Annotated in this window: 11 protein-coding genes; 7 read left to right on the forward strand and 4 right to left on the reverse strand. The window is 72.0% G+C overall.

The window, feature by feature from the left end; translation table 11 throughout:
- The first annotated feature begins 205 nt into the window (after positions 1-205).
- On the forward strand, positions 206-406 hold the full coding sequence (tatA, locus tag GT030_RS15945; RefSeq protein ID WP_161201659.1) for a Sec-independent protein translocase subunit TatA: 201 nt from the start codon (positions 206-208) through the stop codon (positions 404-406).
- Positions 407-495: 89 nt separating this feature from the next.
- Here tatA and GT030_RS15950 read toward each other — a convergent pair whose 3' ends face one another.
- Positions 496-909, reverse strand: coding sequence for a DUF6114 domain-containing protein (locus GT030_RS15950; RefSeq protein ID WP_161201660.1), 414 nt, complete (start codon positions 907-909; stop codon positions 496-498).
- A gap of 4 nt (positions 910-913) precedes the next feature.
- Positions 914-1,570 (reverse strand): DUF6230 family protein, encoded by a 657-nt coding sequence (locus GT030_RS15955; protein WP_161201668.1) that lies wholly within the window; start codon positions 1,568-1,570, stop codon positions 914-916.
- Between the two features lie 432 nt (positions 1,571-2,002).
- On the opposite strand from GT030_RS15955, the gene GT030_RS15960 reads away from it, so the two are divergent.
- The gene (locus GT030_RS15960) at positions 2,003-2,650 is read left to right on the forward strand and encodes a Tat pathway signal sequence domain protein (protein WP_161201661.1); all 648 of its coding nucleotides are present in this window, start codon (positions 2,003-2,005) and stop codon (positions 2,648-2,650) included.
- Between the two features lie 18 nt (positions 2,651-2,668).
- Here GT030_RS15960 and GT030_RS15965 read toward each other — a convergent pair whose 3' ends face one another.
- A complete protein-coding gene (locus tag GT030_RS15965; RefSeq protein ID WP_161201662.1) occupies positions 2,669-3,616 on the reverse strand; it encodes a lytic polysaccharide monooxygenase in 948 nt (315 codons plus the stop codon).
- 359 nt (positions 3,617-3,975) lie between these two features.
- On the opposite strand from GT030_RS15965, the gene GT030_RS15970 reads away from it, so the two are divergent.
- The gene (locus GT030_RS15970) at positions 3,976-4,623 is read left to right on the forward strand and encodes a ScbR family autoregulator-binding transcription factor (protein ID WP_161201663.1); all 648 of its coding nucleotides are present in this window, start codon (positions 3,976-3,978) and stop codon (positions 4,621-4,623) included.
- Positions 4,624-4,644: 21 nt separating this feature from the next.
- On the forward strand, positions 4,645-5,847 hold the full coding sequence (locus tag GT030_RS15975) for a damage-control phosphatase ARMT1 family protein (RefSeq protein WP_161201664.1): 1,203 nt from the start codon (positions 4,645-4,647) through the stop codon (positions 5,845-5,847).
- Here the strand turns inward: GT030_RS15975 and GT030_RS15980 are convergent.
- The gene (locus GT030_RS15980) at positions 5,824-6,927 is read right to left on the reverse strand and encodes a cytochrome P450 (protein WP_161201665.1); all 1,104 of its coding nucleotides are present in this window, start codon (positions 6,925-6,927) and stop codon (positions 5,824-5,826) included. The genes GT030_RS15975 and GT030_RS15980 overlap by 24 nt on opposite strands.
- Before the next feature lie 235 nt (positions 6,928-7,162).
- Between GT030_RS15980 and cyc2 the strand changes: the two genes are divergently transcribed.
- From cyc2 to GT030_RS15995, 3 genes are all read left to right on the forward strand, one after another.
- Complete coding sequence (gene cyc2 / locus GT030_RS15985; RefSeq protein WP_161201666.1) at positions 7,163-9,322, forward strand: germacradienol/geosmin synthase Cyc2; 2,160 nt, start codon at positions 7,163-7,165, stop codon at positions 9,320-9,322.
- A 110-nt stretch (positions 9,323-9,432) separates the two neighbouring features.
- Positions 9,433-10,557 carry an aminopeptidase P family protein gene (locus GT030_RS15990; RefSeq protein WP_161201667.1) on the forward strand — a complete coding sequence of 375 codons (1,125 nt, stop codon included), beginning with the start codon at positions 9,433-9,435 and terminating at the stop codon, positions 10,555-10,557.
- Positions 10,558-10,612: 55 nt separating this feature from the next.
- The coding region (locus GT030_RS15995; RefSeq protein ID WP_346009655.1) for a phosphotransferase at positions 10,613-10,903 on the forward strand (291 nt) is incomplete at its 3' end.

The raw sequence follows: 10,903 nt of genomic DNA on the forward strand, positions 1-10,903 counted from the left end.
AGCCGCCCTGGCCCTCCGGGGAGCTCCGGCCGCCGCCGCGTCGCCGTGACGGTGCCGTCCCCCGGCTGCTCGTGATGCTCATCGCCCGCCCTCTTGTGCCTCTCCCTGGGTTGTACAGTTGCGCAATGTAGCAATCATCGCTGAACGGGCCGGAGGCGCGGGAGCCCTGGCCGTCAGGAACCGCGTGGGAAAAGGGAGGGCGACCGTGCTCCGCAATGGACTGGAACCCTGGCATCTGCTGGTCGTGGCGATCGTCTTCATCGTGCTGTTCGGCTCCAAGAAGCTGCCGGACACCGCTCGCTCGCTGGGCCGGTCCCTGCGCATCCTCAAGAGCGAGGCGAAGGCGATGAAGGACGAGAGCGCCGCTCCCGCCGCCCCCACGCCGGTCGACCCCGCTGTCCGGTGAACTCGGCACGCCGGGGGAGAAGTTCCCGTATCACCTGAAAGAGTCAGAACCCGGCGGCAGGGTGCCGCCGGGTCCGTGGAAACCCGTGGTCAGGCGTCGGCGCGCTCCCGGCGCCGCTCTCGTCGGGACACGCGGGCCTCCTGGTCGGGCAGCCAGCCGAAGGCGAGGCAGCTGCCGACGACCCCGAGGAGCAGGCCGATGAAGAAGCCGCCCAGGTTGGACGTGAGCCAGCTGCCCAGCGAGACCAGGACGCCGACGATCGAGTAGAACAGCCGCTGGGCCGGGTTGAAGAGGACCAGCAGCCCGAGCAGCAGCATCAGGGCCGGCAGCAGGTAGCCCGCGAGCCCCTGCATGCCGATGTGCATGACGACCTTCAGCGACGCCTTCTCGGTGAGCAGGATCTCGGTGCCGCCCAGCGCGAGCAGCAGCCCGCCCCAGAACGGCCGCCGCCCCCGCCAGTCGCGGAAGGCCGCCCTCGCTGTCCGGCGCCCAGGCTCCGCCATCGGTTCAGCAGCCCGAGTCGCTGAAGCCCAGCTTCAGACCGGGCAGCTTGAACACGCCGGCGGTGGTCGCGTAGTTGGTCTGGCGCAGGTTGGCGATGTGCACGGTGTCGGCCTGCTGGGAGAAGACGCCGATCGGGCCCTTGGCGTTGGCCTTGTTCAGCGTGCTGGCGTCGTTGCCGATCTCGATGTGGTCGAAGGAGGCGTTGCCCGACAGTTCGGTGGAGTCGGTGGTCAGATCGGTCGCCGTCACCTTCGTCCTGCCCTGGCCCGCCTTGATCAGCAGGTTGGTGCCGCCCAGGTCGACGCTCTGGCACAGCTTGGTGAGGGTCGCGCTCTTGATCGCGGAGGTGACGACGAGCACCTGCCCGCCGGTGTCACCCGCGTTCGGGCTGCCGTCCGCCATGTTGTCCAGGCCGCCGAACTGCTCGAAGCCGGTGCCGTTCAGCTCGGTCGCCGTGACGGTGAACGGCATGCCGGAGATGGCGAACTGCACACCCAGCGCGCCCTCGGCGGTCAGGATCGCGAGCCCGGCCGCGACAAGGGTGGCGGGGACCGCCAGTACGGCGGCCCGGCGGTACCGGACGCGCCCGCGCCGTACGCCGCCGGCCGGGTCGGGCGCGGGGGTGGGGTCGGTGGACGAGAGGTCCGGGGACGAGGCCATGTCTGCTCCCATGGGCGTAGATCCATGCGGTTTCAGGTGGCGCGTTGTCCTGGCGCGGACAAGGGCGGCCGCGTGGGCCGCCTCGCTGTTCCCGGTGGACGCGAGGGCTCTGGCCGGTTACGCGACGGTAGCCTTCTCGGAAGTTACCGCCGGTTACATTGAAGGGTCAAGAGAGTGGTGAAAAGTAGGTGCCGACCCTGCGCAGGCGCGTGCCGCTGACCTCCAACTCCCTTGCACCGTATTGACGTTGGCGTCACATCAGGTCTACAACTCTGCCTGATCTCCTCGGGACCGTGGCGCCGGGCCCGACCCGCGGCACGCGCCGGTTCCCGGCTTCTCCGGGCGGCCGTCCCGTATACGAAATCCCGCACCTCGCATCGCATCCCGGCGCACCCTGCTCTCCGCCCCCCACCTCGGAAGAGAGGCACCCGCATGCGCACCTTCCTCGCCCTTGCCGGAACCGTCACCGCGCTCACCGTCGCCGTGGCCGTCCCCGCGTCCGCCGACGCGGGCACCGTCCTCACCACGGGTGGTGCCGGCGGCACCGCCGTGGCCGTCGGCGACACCCTCACCGCGCCGCTGGCCGCCGGCACCTCCGCCACCCTGTACTCCAGCGCGACCGGCACCAGCGGTGTCACCTGCAAGGCGTCCCAGTTCACGGCCCAGGTCACCGGCAACCCGGCGGCTCCGGGCTCCGCCACCGAGTCGGTCACCGGCCACACCTTCGACAGCTCGACGTGCACCAGCAACGTCACCGGGGTCCTCGGTGTCAACGGCATCACCGTCGACCACCTGCCCTACACCGCCTCGGTCTCCTCCGACGGCACCCTCTCCGTCGCCCCGGCGAGCGGCTCGACCATCCAGACCACGGTCAAGCTGCGCACCCTGCTCGGCTCCGTCACCTGCGTCTACCAGGCGCCGAGTCTGACCGGGAAGGCGGACAACGCCGACAACAGCATCACCTTCACCAACCAGCAGTTCAGCAAGGTGTCCGGCTCGTCGCTCTGCTTCGCCAGCGGCTACTTCACCGCCAAGTACGCCCCGGTCACCGACGCGGGCGCGCCGGTGTTCGTCAACTGACCGTTCACTGAAGCCTGTTCAGCGTCGGCGCAGGCGCGGGACGAGGGCGGCGGCCGCGGTGACCACCAGCACCGCGGCCGCACCGCCCGCCAGCAACGGAGCCGAGGGGCCCGACTTCGCACGGGTCGCCTCGGCCACCGGCTTGCCGTCGTCCGGCACGGCTGCGTACGAGGAGTCCTTGCGCGGCACGGGAGTCGACGCCTCCGCCGAGGGCGAGGCGGACGCCGGGTGCGAGGCGTGCGCGGAGGGTGTCGCCGCCTTCGAGGCCGGCTTCCTGGTGGGCGCGGGCCGGGTGGCGCCCGAACCGCCCCCCGACGCCGCGCTCCCCCTCGCCAGCACCACGTCGGAGCACGAGTAGTAGGTGTCCGGCGTGCTGGTGTTCTGCCAGATCGTGTACAGCATCTGACGTCCCGTCCGGTCCGAGGGAAGCGTCGCCTGAAGGTGGTACGCCCCGTTGCTCAGCGGCGGGTTCCTGAACTCGGCGAACGGGCGGTCCGGCAGGTCGGACCACTTCAGCGGCTTCGCCGGGTCGTAGCCGGGCTTGGTGAGGTACAGCCGGAACGAACCCTCGTGGGCGATCGTGGAGGCGTACGTCAGGGTCAGCCGGGCGCCCGGAGTCAGCCGGGTGGCGGGCCAGTCGGTGCGGGCCAGGTCGAGACCCCGGTAGGCGGGCAGATTCCCGCTGCACAGTCTGCCGTCCGGAATCACCTGCCGGTCACGGCCGTTGACGTCGGGTACCCGCAGGTTGTCCCACGCGGTGAAAGGGGCGCCGTTCGCCGTGATCGCGGCCCGGCAGGCGGCCGACCGGTTGGCGCTGCCGCCCTGGGGCGAGCAGGCGTAGACCCGGCTGACCGGATCGGTGGGGGCGCCGTGCGCCAGTGCCGGGCCCGCCGTCCACGGCAGCAGCAGGAGCGGGGTCGCGGCGGCGGCCGCCAGAGTGCTCAGGCGGGGGGTCATCCGAGTCATCCGGGACGTCTCCTCGGCGGGGCGGGGAAGGGGGTCTCCGTCCCCAATACGGGTGACGGCACGGGGGTGTTCAGACCCCCAGTTGACCGAAGAAGTCAATTACAGACCGCATCGGCTGTTTTTGCCGTACCCCTCGACGCCCGGGAATCTTCGCGTGAGCGACGCAGTGCACCCGTAAGCCCCCGGAGCCGGATAAAAGCGGAAGGCCCAGTTCACCCCGGTCGAGCAGGGGAGGAAGTGTGGAAGAGCACGGAATCTCGGTGCGTCCCACGTGACTCCCGTTGCGGCTCGGTGAGTTATCGTATGCGAGGGGTCAAAACAAACCGCGTGTCCCGTTCGTGCAGGAGAGGGGTCGGCCGATGGCGAGGCAGTTGCGCGCTGAACAGACCCGGACGACGATCATCACCGCCGCGGCCGACCTGTTCGACCGGCAAGGGTATGAATCAACCAGTCTGAGCGACATCGTCGGACATGCGAACGTCACCAAGGGCGCCCTGTACTTCCACTTCGCCGCCAAGGAGGACCTGGCCCACGCCATCCTCGAACTCCAGTCGGTGGCCGCCCGGCAGGTGGTGGCCGAGGTCGAGAGCCGGGGCTGCTCGTCGCTGGAGGCGCTGATGCGCGTCACGTTCGCCCTTGCCCGCCTCGCCGTGCACGACCCGGTGCCCCGCGCCGGGCTCCGCCTGGTCACCACCAACCTGCCCGTGCGGCCGCCGCTGCGGCACCCCTTCACCGAGTGGCTGGAGTTCGCCTCCCGCAAGCTGCACGGCGCGGTCCGGGACTGCGACGTGCACGTCGAACTGGACGCCGGGATCGTCGCCCACTCCCTGGTCTGTTTCTTCGTCGGCACCAGGGTCGCCGGGCGCACCCTGGAACCACCCGCACGGCTGCCCCGCAGGGTCGCCGAGATGTGGTACCTGATGCTCCGCAGCCTGGTCCCGGTGCACCGCCGCCCCCGCTACCTCGCCCTCGCGGCGCAACTGGAGCGGGAGGCGAGGACCGGCTGACCTGCGGGGTACGGTGACGGCATGTCCGACGCCGCCCCCACCGCGCCCGTCATCCGCGCCGACGCACCCGGCTCCTTCCCGCACCGCACCCTGGCCGAACGGCACCCCGCGATCATCCGCCAGGTCCGCGCCGGCCTCCCCTACGAGCCCCCGCAGCAGCGCGAGCTGGACGCCCTTCTGAAGAACTGCACCGAGGGCGTCATCGAACCCCTGCCCGCCGATGCCCCCGACCGCGAGCGCTGGCAGAGCTGGGGTATGGACACCTACGCGGGCCAGTCCTGGTTCGACGTGCCGTGGCTGTGGGCCGAGAGCTACTTCTACCGCCGCCTGCTCGGCGCCGTCGGCTACTTCGGTCCCGGCGCCTGGCGGGGCATCGACCCGTTCCGCCCCTCCAAGACCGGCGAACTCCACTCCGCCGAGACCGACGCCGAGCTGTCCGCCCTCGACGCACTCCGGGACCGCCCGGCCGACGACCGCGACCGCGCCCTGCTGAGCGGCTCCCTCTGGGGCAACCGCGCCGACCTCAGCTTCCAGCTGTCCGCCGAGGGCGGCGAGCGACGCGAAGCCGCCCCGGGCCTGGTGGCCGACGACAGCGACCTCCTCTGGTCGCTGCTCCCGCCCGGCGGCACCGGTACCCTCTGCCTGGTCGCGGACAATGCCGGCCGCGAGCTCGTCCCCGACCTGCTGCTCATCGCCGCGCTCCTCACCGAGCCCCGGATCGGCCGCGCGGTCCTGCACCTCAAGCCGACGCCGTACTACGTATCCGACGCAACCACCGCCGACGTGATCGACGCCCTGCACCGCCTCCGCCCGGCGGGCGGTCTGGCGGGGGAGTACGGCGACACGCTCTGGTCGGCCCTGGGCGACGGCCGCCTCGTCCTCCGCGCCCACCCCTTCTCCTGCTCGCCGCTGCCTTACGCCGACATGCCGGACGACCTCCGTGCCGACTTCGCGGCGGCCGACCTCACCCTGTTCAAGGGCGACCTCAACTACCGCCGTCTGGTGGGTGACCGGTACTGGCCGGCCACCACGCCCTTCGACGAGGTGACCGCCTGGTTCCCCGGCCCGGTGGCCGCGCTGCGCACCCTCAAGTCCGAGGTCGTCACCGGGCTCTCCGCCGCCACCGAGGCGGCGTTGGACAAGGCGGAGGGAAGGAAGTGGCTCACCAGCGGCACCCACGCCCTGATCCAGGTCAACCCGTCAGCCGGCCCGCACGGGCAGTGACGCGACACCGTGGGTGACGCCGGAGCCGGACCGCAGCACCGGCCCGGCGAGCCGCAGCTCCGGCAGGGCGTGCAGCACCTCCTCGTGGAGGACGCGCAGTTGCAGCCGGGCGAAGTCGGCGCCCAGACAGAGGTGCGGACCTGCGCCGAGGGAGAGGTGCGGGTTGGGCGCGCGGGCGAGGTCCAGGCGGTCGGGAGTGGTGAAGACCTCGGCGTCGCGGTTGGCGGCAGCGAGGGAGACGACGATCCTGTCACCGCGCCGGATGCGGTGCCCGGAGAGGTCGGTGTCCGTGGCGGCGGTGCGGCGGAGGGTGAGCAGAGGCGGGTGCAGGCGGAGCAACTCCTCGATCGCGGGGCCGAGTTCCGCTGTCCCTTCGCGTAGCTCCCGGTACGCCTCGGCGTGCTGTGCCAGCACCGCGAGTCCGCCCGCCGCCGCGTCGCGCATCGGGGCGAGGCCGGTGGTCAGGAGGAGGGGGACGAGCATGTCGAGCTCGTCGGAGGTGAGCCGGGCGTTGTGGGCCAGCACCGTGGTGAGGTCGTCGTCCGGATAGCGGCGGCGGTGGACGATGAGCCGGCGGGCGTAGCCGGTCGTGTCCTCCAGCGCGTGGGGCCCGGTCCAGCCGGGCAGACGTCGCCGGTCGGCGTGCGGGACGCCCAGCAGGTCGGCCAGGTTGAGCGCGGTGTACGGGTCGGACACGGCGGTGGCGAGGTCGAGGACCCCGTCGGTGGCGCGGGCTGTGTCCAGTGCGCGGGTGAGCAGGGTGCGGGCGCGCTCGCGGGCGGTCGCTGTGAAGCGTTCGACGCGCTCGGGGGTGAGGGCACCGGCCGTGTGATCTCTGAGACGGGTGTGCTGGGGCGGGTCCTGGCGGGACAGCAGCCGTCCCAGGAGCGGGAGTTCGCCGGGTCCGGGGCGGGAGGAGTACGTCACCGGGTCCTCGAGTACGCGGAGGGCGTCGGCGTGCCGGGTCACCGCCCAGAAGCCGGGGCCGGGCGGCCGGTCCGCCGTGCCGGGCTCGTCCTGCCAGGACACCGGGGCGGGCGCGTGCGGTAATCGGTGCCGGGGAGGCGGGGAGGGGATCATGGCCCATACCGTGGCCCCGGCCCGGGGGACGGACAAGGGGAGTGACGGCCTCCGGTGCCCGGCTGTCCGGATGTCGTCGACAGGGCCGGAAACGGGCCACGGGCAGGGGCGTGGCTGTGACGGTCAACGCCACACCGAGCGCTGCGAGTTCCCGGTTTCGGCACTGGTTCACGCGATGGTGTGATCATCCCCGTCGTGGCGGATGGCCCATTTGCCCGGCGGGTAGCCCCCCGCCATGACGCAGCCGTTCGAACTCCCGCACTTCTACATGCCGTATCCCGCGCGGCTCAATCCGCATCTGGACGAAGCCCGTGCCCACTCCACCGAGTGGGCGCGCGGGATGGGCATGCTGGAGGGCTCCGGGATCTGGGACCAGGCCGACCTGGAGGCGCATGACTACGGCCTGCTGTGCGCCTACACCCACCCCGACTGCGACGGGTCCGCGCTCTCGCTGATCACCGACTGGTACGTGTGGGTGTTCTTCTTCGACGACCACTTCCTCGACATGTTCAAGCGCACTCCGGACCGCGCGGCCGGCAAGGCCCACCTGGACCGGCTCCCGCTGTTCATGCCGCTCGACCCCGCCGCCCCCGTCCCCGAGCCGGAGAACCCGGTCGAGGCGGGCCTCGCCGACCTCTGGGCGCGCACGGTTCCGGCGATGTCCGCGGACTGGCGGCGCCGCTTCGCCGTGGCGACCGAGCACCTGCTCAACGAGTCGATGTGGGAACTGTCCAACATCAACGAGGGCCGGATCGCCAACCCGGTCGAGTACATCGAGATGCGCCGCAAGGTGGGCGGCGCCCCCTGGTCGGCGGGACTCGTCGAGTACGCGACCGCCGAGGTGCCCGCCCCGGTCGCGGAGTCCCGGCCGCTCCGGGTGCTGATGGAGACCTTCTCCGACGCCGTCCACCTGCGCAACGACCTGTTCTCCTACCAGCGGGAGGTGGAGGAGGAGGGCGAGAACAGCAACGGCGTGCTGGTGCTGGAGCGGTTCTTCGGGTGCTCGACCCAGCAGGCCGCCGAGACCGTCAACGACGTCCTCACCTCACGGCTGCACCAGTTCGAGCACACCGCGCTCACCGAGGTGCCCGCCGTGGCGCTGGAGAACGGGCTGCGGCCCGACGAGGTCGCGGCGGTGGCCGCGTACACCAAGGGGCTGCAGGACTGGCAGTCCGGCGGCCACGAATGGCATCTGCGCTCCAGCCGCTACATGAACCAGGGCGCCCGCTCCGAGACGCCGTGGCGGGCGCCGAGCGGTCCCGGCACCTCCGCCGCCGACGTCCGCGCCCTGCTGGCCTCGGCGGGCGCCGAACGTCTGCGCGCGTACACGCACGTCCCGTACCAGAAGGTCGGGCCGTCGCTGCTGCCCGAATTCCACATGCCGTTCCCGCTGGAGCTGAGCCCGCACCTCGACGCCTCCCGGCAGCACCTCGTCACGTGGTGCCACACCATGGGCATCCTGAGCGAGGGCGTCTGGGACGAGGACAAGCTCGCCGCGTACGATCTCGCGCTGTGCTCCGCAGGACTCGATCCCGACGCCACGCCCGAGGCGCTCGACCTGAGCGCGCAGTGGCTCGCCTGGGGGACGTACGGCGACGACTACTACCCCCTGGTGTACGGCCACCGCCGGGACTTGGCCGCCGCCCGGCTGACCACGGCCCGGCTGTCCCAGTGCATGCCGGTCGAGGGTGAACCGGGGATCGTCCCGGTCAACGCCATGGAGCGCGGGCTCGTCGACCTGTGGACGCGGACCACCGCCCCGATGAGCGTCGAGCAGCGGCACACCCTGAAGGCCGCCGTCGACGTGATGACCGAGAGCTGGGTGTGGGAGCTGTCCAACCACCTCCAGCACCGCGTCCCCGACCCCGTCGACTACCTGGAGATGCGCCGCGCCACCTTCGGCTCCGACCTCACCCTGAGCATGTGCCGGATGGGCCAGGGTCCGGCCGTCCCGCCCGAGGTGTACCGCACCGGACCGGTGCGCTCGCTGGAGAACGCCGCCATCGACTACGCCTGCCTGCTCAACGACGTCTTCTCGTACCAGAAGGAGATCGAGTACGAGGGCGAGATCCACAACGCGATCCTCGTCGTGCAGAACTTCTTCGGCATCGACTACCCGGCCGCGCTCGCCGTCGTCCACGACCTGATGACCCAGCGCATGCGGCAGTTCGAGCATGTGGTCGCGCACGAACTGCCCGTGCTCTACGACGACTTCCAGCTCTCCGAGGAGGCGCGGGCGGCGATGGACCACTATGTCCTCGACCTCCAGAACTGGCTCGCGGGCATCCTCAACTGGCATCGGGAGGTCGACCGTTACAAGGCCGAATGGCTGGGCGGCCGCGCCCACGGCTTCGTACCCGGCCAGGCACCCGGGCGGCTCCAGCTGACCGGCTGACGGCGCCCCCGCGCCCCCGGCGGCCACCGCGAACCCGGTGGTCGCCCTATGCCCCGCGCGTCATGATGGCCGTACGCGCCCCGCCGCCACGACCACACCCGGAGGCCCGCATGACCGGCAGTACGCCCGCGATCTTCACCGCCGAGGACTACCGCGCCCGCATGGCGCGCGCGACCGGCGCCGCCGCCGGGGCGGGGCTCGGCGGGCTGCTCGTGGCGCCGGGACCGGACCTGGTCTGGCTCACGGGGTACGCGCCCCCTGTCACCGAGCGGCTCACGCTGCTGGTCCTCGCGCCGGGCCGTGACCCCGTGCTCGTGGTGCCCGCGCTGGAGGCCCCCGACGCCGAGCGGGCCGCGGGCGCCCCCGCGCTCACCCTGCTGAAGTGGACCGACGGCGAGGACCCGCACTCCCTCACCGCCGAGCTGCTCGGCCCCGAGGGCGGCGTCGGCGTCAGCGACAACGCGTGGGCGCTGCATCTGCTGGCCCTCCAACGGGCTCTGCCGGACCTCAGGTGCAGCGCGCTCACCGACGCGCTGCCCATGCTGCGGGCCGTCAAGGACACCGCCGAGCTGGAGCTGCTGGCCGCCGCCGGGGCCGCGGCCGACGCCGCCTTCGAGGAGATCAGAAAGCTGCCCTTCGCCGGGCGCCGCGAGGACGAGGTGGGGCGCGACCTCGCCGGCCTGCTGCGCCGCTTCGGCCACTCCCAGGTGGACTTCACCATCGTCGGCTCCGGCCCCAACGGCGCCAACCCGCACCACGAGGTCGGGGAGCGGGTCATCCAGCGGGGCGACATGGTCGTCCTCGACTTCGGCGGGCTGAAGGACGGCTACGGCTCCGACACCACCCGCACGGTCCACGTGGGCGAGGCGACCGAGGAGGAGCGCCGGGTGCACGACGTGGTGCGGGCCGCGCAGGAGGCCGGGTTCCGGGCCGTCCGGCCGGGCGCCACCTGCCAGGACGTCGACCGTGCCGCCCGCGCGGTGATCGAGGACGCGGGGTACGGGCCGTACTTCATCCACCGCACCGGGCACGGCATCGGCGTCACCACGCACGAGCCGCCGTACATGATCGAGGGCGAGGAGCAGCCGCTCGTGCCCGGCATGTGTTTCTCGGTCGAGCCCGGCATCTACCTGCCCGGCCGGTTCGGGGTCCGGATCGAGGACATCGTGACGGTGACGGAGGAGGGCGGACGCCGCCTGAACAACACCACCCGTGAGATGGTCGTGGTGGACTGACCAGACCCGGGCAGCCACCTCCGCGACGACCTTCCGGAACGGCGAGACACGACCCATGAACCGGCCACCGACCCCCACCCCGGACACCGTGCGCGCACTGGTCCGCTCGCTGCTGAAGAGCGGTACGGCCCAGGGGCCCGAGGTACGGCCCGTCGCGCCGGAGCACCCGTACACCTGGTGGGTCGGGACCCGGTACGTGCTGCGGCTCGCGCCCGACCGGGAGGCGTCCGTCCGGCTGCGGCGGGAGACGCGGCTCAGGGACCTCGTGCGGCCGCATGTGCCCGTCGTCGTCCCGTCCGCGGTGGCGCACGGCGACTGGACGCCCGGCCTCGCCTGCACGCTCGAC

Origin of the sequence: Streptomyces sp. SID1328 (assembly GCF_009865595.1) — a bacterium.
Taxonomy (GTDB): domain Bacteria; phylum Actinomycetota; class Actinomycetes; order Streptomycetales; family Streptomycetaceae; genus Streptomyces; species Streptomyces griseoluteus.